Below are 15,946 nucleotides of genomic sequence, written 5' to 3'. Positions count from 1 at the left end.
GAAGACTTTTTTAGGAATGAACACCATGTCTTATGTCGTGATGTTGCTGATTTTGTCCGGTCTGGCCGCCTTGGTCTGCTGGTCGCTGACCGGTCGCTTGATCTGTCAGCTGCGTATGGACGTGCCTAATGCGCGCAGCTCGCACAAAGCGCCCGTGCCGCGCGGGGGTGGGCTGGCGGTGCTGATTTGCTTTCTGCCCTGCGCGGCGGCGGTGATCTATGCCTTGCTAGAGCAAGGGTTCTTGTCACAATCGCAGACACTGCCCTGGGTGACTCTGGGTGCTGGGGTGGTGGCGCTTGGCATCGTGTCCTGGTTCGACGATCGCCATGCCTTGCCCGTCATCGTGCGTCTGGCTGTCCAGGCCGGATGCGTGGGGATGATGCTGATGGTGATGGAACCTGTGACCATCACGGCGGACTGGTTGCCGGTTTGGCTGGATCGTTTGCTGATCTTCGTGCTGTGGGTAGGATTCGTGAATCTGTTCAATTTCATGGACGGCATCGACGGTTTGGCGGTAACCGAGAGCCTAAGTATTTTAATCGGCCTGATTCTGTTGGCTGTTTTGTTCGGCGGGCTGATGCCAGAAAGCATGGCCGCCGCCGCTTTGGCGGGAGCGATGCTGGGCTTTGGCGTATGGAATTGGCGACCGGCGCGGGTGTTCTTGGGGGATGTGGGCAGCGTTCCGGTGGGGTTCGTGCTGGGTTTCTTGCTATTGCGTCTGGCGGGCGAAGGCTATGGCGCGGCGGCGATCATTTTTCCCTTATATTATCTTGCCGATGGCGGATTGACGTTCCTTGGCCGCCTATGCCGAGGCGAAGCGGTGTGGCAGGCCCATCGCCAGCATGTCTATCAACGCGCCGCCCTCGCCCTCGGACGGCATGACGCGGTGGTGGTGCGTATCATGGCGGCGAATCTGGCGCTGATCCTGATCACTTTGGCCGGATGGCACTATCCGGCCGCTTATCTGTTGGCGCCGCTTGTGGTGGCGACGCTCTTATGGAATCTGCACCGCGCCCGACCGGCACGACAGAAAAAAGCCTAAGGCACGCTAGGCTATTTCAAACATAGCAGGGTTGCTCGTTACCGCGCCTTCCCTTGGCGGTAGGCGTCGAAATACGTCATGAGGACGCGATTGGTGACCCCATTGCAGCCGTTGCCGATGCGCTCATATTCTTCGGGGCTGTCCACTTGGGCTTGCATGGCTTTTAGCTTCATCACCATGTTTTTGTACAAGCCGGTCAGTGACTGATACAATTGTTGTTCGGTGGCCACTCGTGCCGCTTCGGGATCGCTGACCAACATGGCTTGGGTCACTTTAGGGTCTTGGGCGGCGGTGTTCAGCGCGCGCGTCATGTCGGCCTTGAGCTTTTGGATAAACGCTTTGTTCGTGGCTACATGTTTGCGTTCATGTGCCAGAATTTCCTTGTATGAGCATGTGCCCTGCGGGAATTGGCGCGCCACATAGACCTGCTGGTTTCTGATGCCTACACTTAATGTGATCTTGGACATGGCTACGCAATGCCGATTGGGTGCCAATGTGCGGACGGACATCTGAATATGTGGCTCTAAGCTTAGTTGATAGGCCGTCAAACCCATCACCTGCAGCGGGTCGTCGGATGGCCGGGACGTGCGGTCACCCATGCGACCGCTACCATAATTCGTGTTGCCTTCCTGTTTTTCACGCAGAGCCTGGATTTCGCTGAATCCATAACTGAAATCATAATGAGGCGTGTCAAAGACGGTCTCTATTTGGATATCAGGTTCGACTTGACCACAGCTTTGCGCGTGAAGCGGCGCGGCAGGGATCGTTATCCCCATGACGGTCAGGCTGGCCCATAAAATCAGACGCATCATCATCAATCCCAGATTAGTTAACCATGCTTCCGTAGCAATGACTGTATAACCGGGATCGTGACGAAAGCAAACGACTTCCATGGTTTGTGAGACCGGATATCCTTGTGGGCACATGAACCTTGCGGATATTCCCACGCAACGGTACCCGCTTTTTAGACGCATGACACAGTTCTTCCCCTCGACCTTGCCCGGATCTTGGGGCAAGGTGCATGCCAGATAGAGGCTGAACAAGGGGAAAATCCGGTCATGAGCCATTGGATCGAAAAGGGCCAGGCGCTGCTGGCCTGGTGCCAAAGGCGCGCGGGTTTGGTGGTGGCGGCGGGCTTGGCGCTGGGCTTGGTCTGCGGCGGCTATGCGGCGCAGAATTTCCGTATCAATACCGATGTCACCAAGCTGCTGGACCAGGACTCGCTTTGGCGACAAAACGAGATGGCTTTCTCGCGTCTCTTTCCTCAGCGCGACGATCTGTTGGTCATCGTGGTCGAAGCGCCGACCGGCGCTCTGGCCGAGCAGGCCCGAGCGGCGTTGCTGGCCGAGCTACGCGCCAAGCATGCAAGCCAATTTCGTGACATGGACGTGCCGCCGGGCGAGGCGTTCTTGCGTCAGCATGCCTTATATCTGATGCCGCCCGAGATGCTGTCCGTCACCTTGGACGCCATGACGATGGGTCAGCCTTTCCTGGCCGCCGTCGCGGCTCAGCCGGATTTGAACGGCTTTTTATCGGCCTTTAATCGCGGCTTGCAGGGTTTGGCCATGGGCGAGGCGGGGGCGCAGCAGATCAAGCCTGTGATGGCGGCCTTGACGATATCCGCCCAGGCGGCCTTGACGGGCAAAGCCCAGCCGGTGAATTGGCCCGAATTGTTCGCGCAAGGCTCGGACCTGCCCGCGCAAGATCGCATGCGCTTTATCTTGGCGCATCCCGTGTTGGATTACAGCGCGTTATCGGCGGGCGAGGCAGCGGCGCAAGCCGTGCGCGAGAGCGCACAAAGCTTGAATCTCACGCCCGATCACGGCATTCGCGTGCGTTTGACGGGGTCCGTGGCCCTGGCCAATGAGGAATTCGCCAGCGTGGCCCAGGATATGGATTGGGCGGGGGCCATCGCGTTTGCCTTGGTGGTGCTGTGGTTGGTTTTGGCGTTGCGATCGCCTCGGCTGGTGCTGGCCTTGGTCGTGACTTTGTTGGTTGGTCTGGCCATGACCTTCGCCTTTGCTTTGGCCGCTGTGGGCGCGCTGAATGTTATCTCCATCGCCTTTGCCGTCTTGTTCACCGGTTTGGCGGTGGATTTTGGCATTCAAGTCGGGGTGCGCTATCGCCAATGCCGCTATGAGATGAGCGATCACAAGGCCGCCTTATCCTTGGCCGTGCGCCAGATTGCGCCGCCTTTGACGCTGGCCGCGTTGGGTGCGGCGGCGGGCTTTTTGGCGTTCTTGCCGACTTCCTATATCGGCGTTGCCGAACTGGGTTTGATCTCGGGCGTGGGGATGCTGATCGCGGCGGCACTGAATCTGACCTTTCTTCCCGCTTTGATTTGCCTGATGCCGCCGGGGCCGCAGACGCGCCCGGTACAGATGCAAGCCGTCCGTCCCTTCGAGGACTGGTTGAGCCACCATCCGCGCGCGGTACGACGGACGGCCCTTGCCGTGGCTGTTGTGGCGGCGCTGGGACTGATGCGCCTTGGCTTTGACGTCGATCCCATTAATTTGAAGGACCCGCGCAGCGAGTCGGTATCCACCTTGCGCGATTTGATCGCGGATCCGTTGGTCTCGCCCTATGTCATCGACATTCCCGTCGCCGCGACACAGGCAAGCGCCTTGGCCGCGCGTTTGCGCGCCCTGCCCGAAGTGGGCGAGGTGCGCGGACTGCATGATTTCCTGCCCGATGCCGCCGCCCAGGCCCAGGCGCAAACGCTGATCGCCGATACCCGCAGTCTGCTGGAGCCCAGCCTGGTGATCGCCGCCGACCATGCGCCCGATCTGGCCGCCGAACGCGCGCGTCTGGCCGAGACTGTGGCGGCGTTGGAGGCTCTTCCCGCGCAAAATGGCCAGGAACAAGGGAAAGCCTTGGCCGCAGTCTTGCGTCAAGGCGTATTGGCAGGGGATGGGTTTGTCAAAACCTGGCGCGATTCCGTGGTGCCGGGCTTGTTGGATCAAACGCGCGCCCTGACCGCCCTATTATCTGCCGAGCCGATCACGCCCCAAGGCGTCCCGCCCCAGATGAACCGCGATTGGATAAGCGCGGATGAACAGACCACGCGATTGGAAGTCCGCCCCAAGGGTGACCCGCGCGAATCGCGAATCTTACGAATCTTTGCCGAGTCGGTCTTGGCCGTTGCCCCTCAGGCCACCGGAATGCCCATTTCTATTTTGGGATCGGGGCAAACCATATTGGGGGCGTTTGCCGAAGCGGCGGGGCTGGCTTTCTTGGCCGTGCTGGCTCTGCTGATCTTTATGTTGCGGCAACCGCTTTTGGTTAGCAAAGCGTTACTAAGCCTGATGCTGGCGGGTTTGGTGACGCTGGGCAGCATGGGATGGCTGGGCTGGCCCTTGAATCTTGCCAATATTATTGCTTTGCCGTTGATGCTGGGGCTGGGCGTTTCCTTTGGGGTGTACATCGTCACATGGTGGCAACAAGGACACGCTCATCCACTAAGCGCAAGCATGGGGGTCGCGATCATCTTTAGTGCCTTGACGTCCTTGACGGCATTCGGCAGTTTGGCAGCGTCGGCCCACCAGGGAACCGCCAGTATGGGGGAATTATTAACCGCCTGTCTGGTATATACATTGGTGGCCAATCTGGTCATCTTGCCGGCCTTGCTGGGCCAATCGCCAAAAACGGGGGACACCTTACCATGACTGATTTGACGCTTTCGCGCCTGCGCCCGATGGTCATGTCTGTTTGCGCCGCTTTGGCGCTCTCGGCATGCGCCACTGCGCCCACTGATCCTGTGCAACGCGCCGTCTATGACGAAGCCAACGATCCTCTGGAGCCGATGAACCGCGTGTTCTTTGAGGGCACCCAGGTCGTGGACAAGGCGTTGTTGCGTCCTTTGGCTATTGTTTATAACGCCGTTCTGCCCGATGTCGTGCGCGAGGGGATTTCCAACGTGCTCTCGAATATGGGCGAGCCGGTGGTGATGGCCAACAACCTGCTGCAAGGCGAAGTCAGCCGCGCGGCATTCACTTTGGGCCGCTTCCTGGTCAACAGCACCATCGGCGCCGCCGGTGTGGGCGATGTGGCCTCGAATATCGGTTTGCCGGAACAGCCGGGCGATTTCGGCCAGACCTTGCATGTCTGGGGCATGGAAGAGGGACCCTACCTGTTCCTGCCTCTGCTGGGGCCGTCGAATCCGCGCGATGCCATCGGCTTTGGCGCGGACCGCGCCATGTCGCCTTGGGGCTATATCGTCGGTGCCTATGGTACGGATGAGCAGTACTGGGCCTTCTCTGGTTCGTCGCTGGTTACCTCGATCGTCAGCGGCCGTGCCGGCGTGCTAGAGGAAATGGACAATCTGGAACGCACCTCGGTGGACTTCTACGCCCAGCTGCGCAGCGTCTATCGCCAATACCGCAACAAGCAGCTTGGCATCACACCCAAGATGGCCGAGATGCCGACCGAGCAGGAAATGAACCCCACCATGATGGCACCGGTGGGACGCTGATCCGGCACAGGGTCGCACACAATAAGCGCGAAGAAATCCTCTCGCGTTCTGAAATGTGATAACGTGGCGTCCTTGATAAAGGGACGCCACGTTTGTTTGAGGGGGAAACACCATGCCCAGTATCGGCGTGATCGCGGATTATCTGCCGGCCCTGGCCTTTTTGGGCGTGGCCTTTGTCTTGTCCGGCGTGGCTGTAAGCTTGTCATTCGTCTTGGCGCATCAAAGACCCGATCCGGACAAGCTGGCCGCCTATGAATGCGGCTTTCCCGCCTTTGGCGATGCACGAAAGCGCTTTGACGTGCGGTTCTATCTGGTCGCGATTCTGTTCATCGTCTTTGACCTCGAAGTCGCCTTTTTATTCCCTTGGGCGGTCACGTTGGGAGAGATCGGCATCGCGGGCTTCGCCTCGATGATGCTGTTCCTGTTTGTCCTGACGGTCGGCTTTATCTATGAATGGAAAAAAGGCGCGCTGGACTGGGAATAGCTCGGCCCTATTCACAAAAATTCAGAAAAAGTCATATCATTTCCATATAGGATGAAGGGTCTAAGATTCAGCACAGGCGCGAATGGCAAAAGCTTTGAGTGCTTGTGGGAATCCAGTTCTTTCCCTGTCTCACGGGAGTCACCCTCGCGAAGGCGAGGGTCCATCGCCCGCCCTGGCCGATGGGACTTATGGTCCAGACATATCATTCCTATACAAGCTGATATGAGAATAAAGCGCGCATGTATCCGCTATTCACACAGCATTCATCGCGGCTTAACCTCTCCCTTGGCGCGGGCGCGGATGGCGTCCAAAGATAGGCCGCGCACGGCTTGGCCGATGCCGCCCAGGCTTGGCATGTCGCGGCCATCCACTTGCATCGCCACGCCGCCGGCATTGCCCACATCCATCGTCACGCCGGATGAGGCGGGCGGCTCATAGCTGTCGCCCTCGTTCAAGGTCACTTCTTCAATGGTGCGACCATTGGGGCCAATGACGCGCAGCCATGTTCGCTGCACGGCATAAAGCTGAATGCGTCCGATGGAAACTTCCTCGATATCCGGCGGCAGCGGGGCCGAGTCGGCGCTGTCTTCGGGGATGGCGGAAACGGCGGCATCAGGAACGGGAGCCGGCACGGCGGCGGCGGTCGTACCGGTGGCTTCCGGCGGCGCAGAGGGCATCACAACAACCGATGGCGAGACGGGTGCCATGCCGGGAGGTGCCGTCTCGGGCGCGGCAGATTGCAGCGCAATAGGAGGCGAAGACGGCAATTCGGGCGGGCGCGACACCAAGGCGCGATCCTCGCTGGCAAAGAAGAACCATCCCGCATACAAAGCCAGGGCCGTGAAGGCCGCCAGGGTCAATAATCCAGCGCTGGGAGTTTGGACATCAGGCATCGGCTGGCGCATCTGCAGACGCACGCGCAAGAAGGCGCGACCCTGCTGACGACAACGGCCCACGGCCTCGTCTTCATCCAGGCCCAGATAACGGGCATAGCTGCGCACAAACCCCAGCACCACGCCCGAGGGAAGGGTGGAAAGATGGTTTTCCTCGATTGCCTCCAGATATTGGCGGCGGATGTGCAGATCGCGCTCTGCCTGATCGAGAGAGATGTTTTTGTCCATACGCACTTGACGCAACCAACCAAGCCCCTCGGTCGGAGTCGGGGCCACCGCGATGGGCGGCAGGACGACCGGATCAGGCGCGCTTTCGCGTTCATCCGCCGCCTGGCTGTTTCTTGTGTCCCCCTCGGAAGTCGGAGAATCCAGCAAAGGCAGGGGCAATTCATGACCGGGGGATGAATCCGTTGCGGCGTTCTTGCGGCGTCCGGTCATGCGTCGACCTCCTCAAGTCGGGCCGCCAGGGCACGGCGCGCCTGTTCCACCAATTCGCCCAGGATCTCGGTGGCGGTCTGCTCGCTTGTCACCATCCCGACGCTTTGCCCGGCCATCAAAGAGCCGCCTTCCACATCGCCTTCGATCACGGCGCGGCGCAAGGCCCCGGACCAAAAATGCTCGATCTCCAATTGAACGGATTTCTGATCGATCTCGCCGTTATCAAAGCGGGCGATCACCTCGCGCTGCTTGTTCATGAAGGTGCGTGTGGCGGCGTTGGCCAGCGCCCGCACGGGGATCACCGGAAAGCGAGGGTCGATCTGGACCGATGGCACGGCATCGCGCGCGCTGGCGCGCAAGAAGGCTTTCTTGAAGTTCTCATGCGCCACCGACTCGCGCGCGCAGACAAAGCGCGTGCCCAGCTGCACGCCGCTGGCTCCCATCTCAAGATAGGTGACGATCATCTCGCCTCGACCAATGCCGCCTGCCACGAAGATCGGCAGACTGCCGCCCAATTCGGGCAGAATCTCTTGCGCCAATACCGAAGTCGAAACCGGGCCGATATGCCCGCCCGCCTCCATGCCTTCGATCACCAGGGCATCGGCCCCGTCGCGCACCAGTTTGCGCGCCACGCCCAAAGTCGGCGCGAAGCATACCAATTTTGCCCCGCCTTGCTTGACTTTGCGCATGGCGATCGTCGTCGGCAGGCCCCCTGCCAGCACCACATGCCCCACGCGCCGCGCCAGACAGACATCGATCAGGGCGTCCAGTCGGGGATGCATGGTGATCAGATTGACGCCGAAGGGGCGCGAGGTCAGGCGCTGCGTGGCGACGATCTCTGCGTCCAGAATGGCAGGCTCCATCGCGCCGCTGGCCAATACGCCAAAGCCACCGGCATTGGAAATGGCCGCCACAAGATTCCTCTCGGACAGCCATGTCATGGCCCCGCCCAGAATGGCCGTCGGACTGCCTAGAAAATTGCAGCCCCGCCGCCATAGAGTATCAAGCCGTTGCGCGGCCGTCATGGATCCTCGAGCCAAAAGTCGTTCATTGGTTGCCCTTCTGTTTCAAGCACAACGGCCAGCGAGTCAATAGGGCTGAGGCATACGAAAGTAATACGCCGGTTGCGTAATCATTATGAATTAGTACAAGATCAAGGCGAACGGAGGAAAAAATGACAAAATCTATTAAAAATAAAAATGGTCCTCGCTGTCGCGATACCCAAAAAGAAACGCCGATGGGCATTCTGGCGAATGATTATCTTCTGACTTGTGCCAGTGCTTTGGACACTCTTATCGGAGACCGGAAGAATGATAAGCCGTGCTGGGGGTTCTTTATCGCTTATTTGACATCCAAAAAGGCGTTGAGCATTTATGAGAAACGAGAGCCACCGGTTCATAAGCTATCCCATGCCGTGGACTGCCTGGAGCTGGGCGACGGCGTGCGGCACATGTTCACACTGACGATGGCTAATTTTAGGCATCACGCGGACTTGATAGATGATCGTGACGACCTGGGGCAGATGCAATTGTGGAAAGATGACATCCACGGTTTCAATCAAGCCATGTCTATCCAGCGGCGCAAGGTGTCTGGCATCCTTGATCCCTTGCTCCAAAAGGCTTCGGCCGCAGAGGTCACATGCCCCTTTGCAGGTCGCGCCGAGGAGGTCGTGCGCGTCTTCTTGAGCGTGTGCGCGGCTCATCCCGATTTGTCTTATGTCCATAGCATCATCCGTGACCATGCTCAGGACCGCATTGTGGACCAGAAAGGCGGTCGGCATGGACGCATTGACGATTTGGATGTCGCGTCTCAGTGGCCTGTTGCGGCGGTGAAATTGGCGCAGCGCTGTTTAATCCGTCCGGATGAGATGCCTTTTGATTGGCGATGCAAGCTGACTGTCAATCGTCCAACGCCTTAGGCGGTCTCTCTAAGGCAGACTAATGCATATCCGCGCGTCATGCTTTCGCGTTGCGCGGATATGCATTAGTCTGCCGGGCTATGTTTGCCTTTCTTCACACGCCATTGGCCCAGCGACGCTGGGCCTTGTTTCGCGCCAACCGGCGCGGGCTGTGGTCGCTTAGGATTTTTTTGGTCGTGTTCGTCGTTGCTTTGGCCTCTGACCTTGTGGCCAATGACCGTCCCTTACTGGTGCGCTATGAGGGGCGGTTTTACGTTCCCATCCTGACCGATATTCCCGAGACGGCTTTTGGCGGGGATTTCGAGACCCCGGCGGATTATCGTGATCCGTGGCTGCGCGAACGCATATCCCAGCGCGGTTGGGCGGTTTGGCCCTTGGTGGAGTTTTCTCATGACACCATCAATCGCGCCATGCCCGCCCCTGCTCCGGTGCCGCCTTCGGCGGATAACTGGTTGGGCACGGATGATCAAGGACGCGACGTGTTGGCGCGGGTGCTGTATGGGTTGCGATTATCGGTGTTGTTCGGCTTGGCGCTGACGATTTTATCCTCACTGGTGGGGGTGGCCGTGGGCGCGGTGCAGGGGTATTTCGGCGGATGGCTGGATCTGATCGGCCAGCGCGTCATCGAGATATGGTCGGGTATGCCGGTTTTGTATCTGCTGCTGATCCTGGCCAGTTTGGTGCAGCCCAGCGCCGGATGGTTGCTGTTACTGTTGCTGTTGTTCGATTGGATGAAGCTGGTGCCGGTGGTGCGCGCCGAATTTTTGCGCGCACGCAACTTCGACTATGTTCGCGCCGCGCGCGCCTTGGGGGCCAGCGACCGGCGGATCATGGCGCGTCATATCTTGCCCAATGCCATGGTTGCCACCATCACCTATCTGCCCTTCATCTTGAACGGGGCCATCGCCACCTTAACCGCGCTGGATTTTCTGGGCTTTGGCCTGCCGCCGGGATCGCCGTCATTGGGCGAATTGCTGAATCAGGGTAAGAACAATCTGCAAGCGCCCTGGCTGGGTCTGGCCGGGTTCGTCACGGTGGGCGGGTTACTCAGTTTGCTGATCTTCATGGGTGAAGCCGTCCGCGACGCCTTTGATCCACGTCGATCCGTCGGTGCCATTCGATAAGAAAAGGAAACTACTTGTGCTGAAAAAACTCTATAGCCGCATGCTGCATGCCGCGCGTGGTCCCCATGCCGAGAAAGCCTTGGCGATTGTCTCGTTCATCGAAAGCTCCATCTTCCCGATTCCGCCCGATGTGATGCTGATCCCCATGTGTCTGGCCAATCGGGATCGCGCCTTTCGCTTTGCCCTGGTCTGCACCTTGGCTTCGGTTCTGGGCGGCATGCTGGGCTATGCCATCGGCTTTTTCGCCTTCGAGACCGTGGGAAAATGGATTTTGGATCTGTATAACGCCCAAGGCCTGTTTCATGACTTTCAGGAAAAATTCAACGCCTGGGGCTTTGGCTGGGTGCTGATGGCGGGATTTACGCCCTTTCCCTTCAAGGTCATCACGATTGTCAGCGGCGTGACCCAGTTGAATCTGTTCTTATTCGTGCTGGCGGCCATTGTCTCGCGCGCGGGGCGTTTCTTCTTGGTCGCCGCCTTGCTGTGGCGTTTTGGCGAACCGATGCATCGGATGATCGAAAAACATTTCGCGTTGCTTAGCTGGCTGTTCTTTGCCTTGCTGGTGGGCGGATTCTTTGCGATCAAATGGATCGCCGGATAGCCCCCTGGCATGTTAGTCTGAAAGCCGTCCGGATAAGGGGAAAGAGCGATGAACCTGAATGACCGCCCGATAAAGAAAATCCTGCCCATCGTGGCGCTGTTGGTTGTCGGCGGCGTCATCGGCTGGACGACCCATGCCAAGATCATGGCCATGTTCATGAAGGGCGGCGGCCCGGGCGGCGGCATGGCGGATATGGCCATGCCGGTCTTTGCCGTGCATCCGACATCGGATGCACGCAACGGCTTGGTTCCGGCCTTGGGCGATTTGCGCGCCGAGCATATGGTGTCGCTGGCTCCCGAAGTGGCGGGTCGCGTGGCCGAGGTCTCGGCCCAAGAAGGCCAGATGGTCAAGTCCGGCGACGTGTTGGTGCGCCTGGATACCCGCATTGCTCAATCCGAATTCGACGAGGCTAAGGCGGCCTTGATTTTGGCGCGCGCCAATCATGGGCGCGCCAGCGATCTGGCTCAGCGTGCGGCGGGGACGCGCCGTTCGGTGGACGAGTCCTTGGCGACCTTGCGTGAAACCGAAGCGCGGTTGGCCCTGGCCGAGGCGCGATTGGCGAAAATGACCATCACCGCGCCTTTCGACGGCGTGTTGGGCCTGCGTCAAGTGAATGTGGGCGATTATGTCGAACCGGGGCGTATGATGTTCACCGTCACCGCTCCCGCCCCGCTTTTGGTGGATGTGCGCCTGCCCGATACCGCCTTTGCCGGCGTGTCTGTGGGACAAGAAGCGCAAATCAAAGTAGATGCCCTGCCCGGCGTCAGCTTTGCCGCCAAGGTGGTGGCGATTGAGCCGCGCTTGGACCCCGATGGTCGCAGTCTGGCCGTGCGTTTGCGTGTACCCAATGACGATCACCAGCTTCGCCCCGGCCTGTTCGCGCGCGCCGAAATCGCCACGAGCAGCACGGGCCGCGTGTTGTTGGTCCCCGAACGCGCCTTGATGACGCGCCCGGACGGCTTGTTCGTCTACCGCGTCGCCGAAGGCAAGGCGGTTTTGGCCAAATTGCAATTGGCCGGTCGCCGCGTGGGCGAGGTGGAAGTGTCCGGCGGCCTGACCGCCGAGGACTTGGTGATCACCGACGGCCAGATCAAGCTGCACGAAGGTGCCAAGGTCATGGTGCTGAACCAGGGTGCCAAGGATGCTCCTGCGGCAGAGGCGGCCAAGCCGTAGGTCATTTACCGGCGCGCTATAGGGGATTGGGCCAGCAAGTCGGTTTTCTGTTTGGACCCTGCGGAAGAGCCGAAATAATAGGCCAGCACGGCGGCAAAGCCTGACGATAGGGCGCCCAGGATAACCAGCAAGGCCTCGCCGCCTTGGCTGGGTGTGCCATAGGCCAACAGGCAGGCCAAGACGCCAAAGAACCCCGCCACCACCAGAAAAGCCAGGAATCCGGGCACGCGGTCGCGCACATCGGATTCGCGTTTGCGCGCGCTGTCGCGGTCCTGTGCGGCGATGCGTTCGATATCCACATCCATCTCGCGCAAGTGTACGGCAAAGTCCTGATCGGCTTTTTTCAGGGCCAAGAGTTGGTCGGGGCTGGCGGTTTGTAGGGCCTGGGACAGGGCTTGCTCGTCCTGGGTCTCCTCGCCTAGCAGCACGCCGGTGATGGTCCGCGCCGCCAACCCGCCCAAAGGTCCGCCCAAGGCCGCGCCCAAAGCGGGGGCCACGGTGCGCACAAGGGATTGCCAATCAAAGCTCATGGAATATTCCTTTCCGTTTTTGTTGGGGAAGATTGCGCCCACAGGGTGGCTTCGGCGATGCGGCGCGCGCGCAGCCCTGGCAAATCGCGCCCGCTTGCCTTGGTCCAGCGCATCCATTGCGCCGGGACTTGGCTATACCAACCGCGATTCAACAGGCGCAGCAGAGTCGATCCCGCCAAGGCACCCGTCCCCACATTGAAGGCGAAGCAGCACAAAGCCGAAAACTGATTGTCGTTCAACGTCACCTGGACAAGAACCTCGACGGCGGCGGCTGTGATGGAGACGTCCTGGATCAAAAGCTCTTCGGCCTCTTCGTCCGTGACGGTCTGGCGCGGCGTGACGCCGCGCGTATGGCCGTAACCGATGGTCCAGATTCCGGCCGGGCAGCGATAGGCGTTCAGTCGCAATCCTTCGAATTGACGCAACAAAGCCAATCCCGCCGGGTTCACCGAGCGTGGCATAAGGCAAAACTCCTGTGTCGTTTAGGAATGAGGGAAGAGTCTGAGATTCAGTGCCAATGTGACTGGCGGGTGATGGATCGAGATCAAGCGCAGGAGGGCTACACCTGCTGCTGTCTTCCGTTGTAACGGTGCCATGAAATTGCTAGGATTTACCCTGCGTCAGGCGGGACAGATTGTAAAACCGATAACCACACAGGGTAACACTGGGGCGCAGCTCTTGCGGGGATCGCGTCTTTAACAGGGATTGGGGTATGAAGAAGAGGTGGAGACAGTGCTAGAGATATTCCTGCTTCTGCTGGCTGTTTTTGGATTTGCCGTCCTCCAACTTAATTGGCCGATATACAAAATACTCCTGTTTTCGCTGGCTGTTTTTGGATTTGCCTTACTAATGTTGTTAGCTGTGGCGTTTTACTATTCCGGTGTGTGAAAGTTGATTAAGAATTGAACAGATAATCTAAACACAGCTCTCTGTTCAATTACATGTGAATCTTCCCCTAATAAACTACATGCCTTCCCGGGAACGAAGCGACATCGGGAGCCGAAGACACAATCTTGAGCAATGCCGATGCAGGGCCGGTGGGGTGTCGGCGGTGCTGTTCCCAGTTCTGCAGCGTCTTGATGCTGACACACAGCAACCGCGCAGCAGCGCCAATCCCGCCGGGTTCACCGAGCGTGGCATAAGGCAAAACTCCTGTGTCGTTTAGGAATGAGGGAAGAGTCTGAGATTCAGTCCCAGCGTGAATGGCGGGTGATGGATGCCCGCCTGCGCGGGCATGACTCGCTAAGATACTGTTTTTCATATGGATATGGCATGGCTTGTTGTGAGCCTCTCTCTCTTCATGCGTCACTCCCGCGAAAGCGGGAGTCCATCACCGATCCTTGCCGATGGTGCTGCGGCTCAGAAAAGCGCAACCATCAAGGACTACAGATCCTGATCGCTGCGCGTGCGCAGTTTCAGGTCGATATGGCGCAGATGTTCGATCATGCGCGCCTCCATGGCTGAGAGATCGCTGCGCGTGGCCATCTCGCGGTTCATGGCGAATTGCCGGTCGTCCAGCTTCTTCATCCACCAACTGATTCCTGCGAACATGGAAAACAGCAAAGGAATGACCACGGCCACCAGAACGGGCCAGATATGTTGCAAAGAGACGGGAGAGGGGGAATCCATCGGCGGACCTTTCTGTATGAGTGAAATGATGTTCCCGATCGGTAAATATATGGGGGTAGAAACCGGTGATATGCCTATAAATTACCGAGCGGGAAATTATGCTATAGACGAGGGGTAGAATCCCTGTTATCTTCCCGAACGGGAAGATAACAGGATGACCATCATGCTCACCCCTGCCGATATTGCCGCCGTGATCCGCGCGGCCCGCAAGGCTCAAGGCCTGCGTCAGGACGAACTGGCCGGAGTGGTGGGCGTGGGCGTGCGCTTTATCGTCGATCTTGAATCGGGCAAACCCACGGCGCAGATCGGCAAAGTTCTTCAGGTGCTGGCGGCTTTGGGCTGTCGGGTCGAGATCACGGCCCCGCAAGAGGGCAGGCCATGACGCGCCAGCTTGTCGTGTGGTGGAACGGGCGGATGGTGGGCCAGCTGACGCAAGATCGGCATGGCGAGCTGGGTTTCGTCTATGACCCCGATTGGATCGCGGACGGGGCGAGTCTGCCGCTTTCGGCATCTTTGCCCAAACGGGCCGAGCCTTATGCCCGCCGCGAATGCCGTCCGTTCTTTGGCGGTTTGCTGCCCGAAGAATCGCAGCGCGATGCCGCCGCGCAAGCCCTTGGCGTATCCAAGGCCAATGACTTTGCCTTACTGGATCGCCTGGGCGGCGATGTCGCGGGGGCGTTGCAGCTTTTGCCGGTCGGACAAGAACCCTTCCTTGAATCGGTCGCCCAGCCCAAGGCTTTGCGTGATGATCAACTGATCGCCGTGTTGGACAAGCTGCCGATGCGGCCTTTGTTGGCGGGGGAGGAAGGCTTACGCCTCTCTCTGGCCGGGGCGCAGGCGAAAGTGCCAGTGGTGGTGGCCGATGGTGCGATTGCCCTTCCCGAACCAGGTCAGGCGACCACGCATATCATCAAGCCGCCCATCACCCGCTTTCCCGCCACGACCGAGAACGAGGCTTTGGTGATGCGTTTGGCGGCGGCCTGCGGCCTGAACGTCGCGCCGGTCGAGGCGCGCGTGGTGCGTGACCGTCCTTTCCTATTGGTGCAACGCTATGACCGCGACTTTGGGGCGGATGGCCGCGTGCGCCGTATCCATCAAGAGGATTTCTGCCAAGCCCTGGCCGTGCCGCCCGAAACCAAATACGCCGCCGAGGGCGGCCCCACGCTGCAAGATAGCTTTGCCTTGGTGCGACGCATATCCGCGCGTCCGGCGCAGGATGTGTTGGCGCTGCTGGATGCCGTGATCTTTAATCTGATCGCGGGGAATGCCGATGCGCATGGCAAGAATTTCTCGATTCTGTATAGCGATCAAGGCCCGCGCCTGGCACCGCTTTATGACTTGCTGTCAACGGTTCTGTACCCCGATTTATCGCCAAAAATGGCGATGAAGATGGGCAAAGGCGCGACCTTGGCCGAGATGGACGCGAAATCCTGGACCGCTTTCGCCGCCGAAGCCGAGCTTGGCCTGTCCTTGGTGCGTCGTCGCGTCGAGGAACTATGCGCCCGCGTTCGGGACGAGGCCGGTGGGGCCGCCGTTGCGCTTACCGCGCAACCGGGCCTTGATGCAACGGCGCTTGCGGCCCATGCCGATTTTTTGCAAGACCGGGCCAGACTGACCAACGCAACGCTTGAACGATAACGCAT

16 protein-coding genes are annotated in these 15,946 nt (G+C 59.4%); 10 read left to right on the top strand and 6 right to left on the bottom strand.

All coding sequences use genetic code 11. The features are described from left to right. Nucleotides 1–16 precede the first annotated feature (16 nt). A complete protein-coding gene (locus tag IPI58_04330; GenBank protein ID QQR69878.1) occupies nucleotides 17–1,042 on the top strand; it encodes a glycosyl transferase in 1,026 nt (341 codons plus the stop codon). Between the two features lie 38 nt (nucleotides 1,043–1,080). On the opposite strand, the gene IPI58_04325 is transcribed toward IPI58_04330, so the two are convergent. Then, nucleotides 1,081–1,935: a hypothetical protein gene (locus IPI58_04325; protein QQR69877.1), complete on the bottom strand. Its 855-nt coding sequence runs from the start codon at nucleotides 1,933–1,935 to the stop codon at nucleotides 1,081–1,083. 165 nt (nucleotides 1,936–2,100) lie between these two features. Here IPI58_04325 and IPI58_04320 point away from each other — a divergent pair, with 165 nt between their 5' ends. The 3 genes from IPI58_04320 to IPI58_04310 all read left to right on the top strand — a co-directional run bounded on the left by IPI58_04320 (nucleotide 2,101) and on the right by IPI58_04310 (nucleotide 5,997). After that, complete coding sequence (locus tag IPI58_04320; protein ID QQR69876.1) at nucleotides 2,101–4,707, top strand: MMPL family transporter; 2,607 nt, start codon at nucleotides 2,101–2,103, stop codon at nucleotides 4,705–4,707. Beyond that, nucleotides 4,704–5,513: a VacJ family lipoprotein gene (locus tag IPI58_04315; GenBank protein QQR69875.1), complete on the top strand. Its 810-nt coding sequence runs from the start codon at nucleotides 4,704–4,706 to the stop codon at nucleotides 5,511–5,513. Before IPI58_04320 ends, IPI58_04315 begins: the two co-directional genes overlap by 4 nt. Before the next feature lie 112 nt (nucleotides 5,514–5,625). Then, on the top strand, nucleotides 5,626–5,997 hold the full coding sequence (locus tag IPI58_04310; protein QQR69874.1) for an NADH-quinone oxidoreductase subunit A: 372 nt from the start codon (nucleotides 5,626–5,628) through the stop codon (nucleotides 5,995–5,997). A 263-nt stretch (nucleotides 5,998–6,260) separates the two neighbouring features. On the opposite strand, the gene IPI58_04305 is transcribed toward IPI58_04310, so the two are convergent. Both IPI58_04305 and IPI58_04300 read right to left on the bottom strand, forming a co-directional pair. Then, nucleotides 6,261–7,328, bottom strand: coding sequence for a DUF4115 domain-containing protein (locus IPI58_04305; GenBank protein QQR69873.1), 1,068 nt, complete (start codon nucleotides 7,326–7,328; stop codon nucleotides 6,261–6,263). Then, complete coding sequence (locus tag IPI58_04300; protein QQR69872.1) at nucleotides 7,325–8,353, bottom strand: nitronate monooxygenase; 1,029 nt, start codon at nucleotides 8,351–8,353, stop codon at nucleotides 7,325–7,327. Before IPI58_04300 ends, IPI58_04305 begins: the two co-directional genes overlap by 4 nt. 149 nt (nucleotides 8,354–8,502) lie before the next feature. Here IPI58_04300 and IPI58_04295 point away from each other — a divergent pair, with 149 nt between their 5' ends. The 4 genes from IPI58_04295 to IPI58_04280 all read left to right on the top strand — a co-directional run bounded on the left by IPI58_04295 (nucleotide 8,503) and on the right by IPI58_04280 (nucleotide 12,144). Then, nucleotides 8,503–9,246: a hypothetical protein gene (locus tag IPI58_04295; protein ID QQR69871.1), complete on the top strand. Its 744-nt coding sequence runs from the start codon at nucleotides 8,503–8,505 to the stop codon at nucleotides 9,244–9,246. A gap of 80 nt (nucleotides 9,247–9,326) precedes the next feature. Continuing rightward, nucleotides 9,327–10,370, top strand: a complete 1,044-nt coding sequence (locus IPI58_04290) for an ABC transporter permease (protein ID QQR69870.1) — start codon at nucleotides 9,327–9,329, stop codon at nucleotides 10,368–10,370. A gap of 40 nt (nucleotides 10,371–10,410) precedes the next feature. Beyond that, nucleotides 10,411–10,971 carry a DedA family protein gene (locus IPI58_04285; GenBank protein ID QQR70042.1) on the top strand — a complete coding sequence of 187 codons (561 nt, stop codon included), beginning with the start codon at nucleotides 10,411–10,413 and terminating at the stop codon, nucleotides 10,969–10,971. 48 nt (nucleotides 10,972–11,019) lie between these two features. Beyond that, nucleotides 11,020–12,144 (top strand): efflux RND transporter periplasmic adaptor subunit, encoded by a 1,125-nt coding sequence (locus IPI58_04280; GenBank protein QQR69869.1) that lies wholly within the window; start codon nucleotides 11,020–11,022, stop codon nucleotides 12,142–12,144. 5 nt (nucleotides 12,145–12,149) lie between these two features. On the opposite strand, the gene IPI58_04275 is transcribed toward IPI58_04280, so the two are convergent. The 3 genes from IPI58_04275 to IPI58_04265 form a co-directional block, all read right to left on the bottom strand. Beyond that, entirely contained in the window at nucleotides 12,150–12,674 is a 525-nt protein-coding gene (locus IPI58_04275; protein QQR69868.1) for a hypothetical protein, read from the bottom strand. Beyond that, nucleotides 12,671–13,135, bottom strand: a complete 465-nt coding sequence (locus IPI58_04270) for a lysozyme (protein ID QQR69867.1) — start codon at nucleotides 13,133–13,135, stop codon at nucleotides 12,671–12,673. Before IPI58_04270 ends, IPI58_04275 begins: the two co-directional genes overlap by 4 nt. Nucleotides 13,136–14,057: 922 nt before the next feature. Next, on the bottom strand, nucleotides 14,058–14,303 hold the full coding sequence (locus tag IPI58_04265) for a hypothetical protein (GenBank protein ID QQR69866.1): 246 nt from the start codon (nucleotides 14,301–14,303) through the stop codon (nucleotides 14,058–14,060). A 154-nt stretch (nucleotides 14,304–14,457) separates the two neighbouring features. On the opposite strand from IPI58_04265, the gene IPI58_04260 reads away from it, so the two are divergent. Together IPI58_04260 and IPI58_04255 are read left to right on the top strand one after the other, a co-directional pair. Next, complete coding sequence (locus IPI58_04260; protein ID QQR69865.1) at nucleotides 14,458–14,685, top strand: helix-turn-helix transcriptional regulator; 228 nt, start codon at nucleotides 14,458–14,460, stop codon at nucleotides 14,683–14,685. Further along, nucleotides 14,682–15,941, top strand: coding sequence for a type II toxin-antitoxin system HipA family toxin (locus IPI58_04255; protein ID QQR69864.1), 1,260 nt, complete (start codon nucleotides 14,682–14,684; stop codon nucleotides 15,939–15,941). The genes IPI58_04260 and IPI58_04255 overlap by 4 nt, the downstream gene beginning before the upstream one ends. Nucleotides 15,942–15,946 lie beyond the last annotated feature (5 nt).

This window comes from Alphaproteobacteria bacterium (assembly GCA_016699305.1).
In the GTDB taxonomy this organism is placed as follows: domain Bacteria; phylum Pseudomonadota; class Alphaproteobacteria.
The sequence above is the reverse complement of the archived record's forward strand: the minus strand, read 5'-3'. Positions and strand labels throughout refer to the sequence as shown.

Coding starts and splice junctions, on each gene's coding strand:
- IPI58_04330 (QQR69878.1), top strand. CDS start 17: ATGAACACCATGTCTTATGTCGTGATGTTGCTGATTTTGTCCGGTCTG.
- IPI58_04325 (QQR69877.1), bottom strand. CDS start 1,935: ATGGAAGTCGTTTGCTTTCGTCACGATCCCGGTTATACAGTCATTGCT.
- IPI58_04320 (QQR69876.1), top strand. CDS start 2,101: ATGAGCCATTGGATCGAAAAGGGCCAGGCGCTGCTGGCCTGGTGCCAA.
- IPI58_04315 (QQR69875.1), top strand. CDS start 4,704: ATGACTGATTTGACGCTTTCGCGCCTGCGCCCGATGGTCATGTCTGTT.
- IPI58_04310 (QQR69874.1), top strand. CDS start 5,626: ATGCCCAGTATCGGCGTGATCGCGGATTATCTGCCGGCCCTGGCCTTT.
- IPI58_04305 (QQR69873.1), bottom strand. CDS start 7,328: ATGACCGGACGCCGCAAGAACGCCGCAACGGATTCATCCCCCGGTCAT.
- IPI58_04300 (QQR69872.1), bottom strand. CDS start 8,353: ATGACGGCCGCGCAACGGCTTGATACTCTATGGCGGCGGGGCTGCAAT.
- IPI58_04295 (QQR69871.1), top strand. CDS start 8,503: ATGACAAAATCTATTAAAAATAAAAATGGTCCTCGCTGTCGCGATACC.
- IPI58_04290 (QQR69870.1), top strand. CDS start 9,327: ATGTTTGCCTTTCTTCACACGCCATTGGCCCAGCGACGCTGGGCCTTG.
- IPI58_04285 (QQR70042.1), top strand. CDS start 10,411: ATGCTGCATGCCGCGCGTGGTCCCCATGCCGAGAAAGCCTTGGCGATT.
- IPI58_04280 (QQR69869.1), top strand. CDS start 11,020: ATGAACCTGAATGACCGCCCGATAAAGAAAATCCTGCCCATCGTGGCG.
- IPI58_04275 (QQR69868.1), bottom strand. CDS start 12,674: ATGAGCTTTGATTGGCAATCCCTTGTGCGCACCGTGGCCCCCGCTTTG.
- IPI58_04270 (QQR69867.1), bottom strand. CDS start 13,135: ATGCCACGCTCGGTGAACCCGGCGGGATTGGCTTTGTTGCGTCAATTC.
- IPI58_04265 (QQR69866.1), bottom strand. CDS start 14,303: ATGGATTCCCCCTCTCCCGTCTCTTTGCAACATATCTGGCCCGTTCTG.
- IPI58_04260 (QQR69865.1), top strand. CDS start 14,458: ATGACCATCATGCTCACCCCTGCCGATATTGCCGCCGTGATCCGCGCG.
- IPI58_04255 (QQR69864.1), top strand. CDS start 14,682: ATGACGCGCCAGCTTGTCGTGTGGTGGAACGGGCGGATGGTGGGCCAG.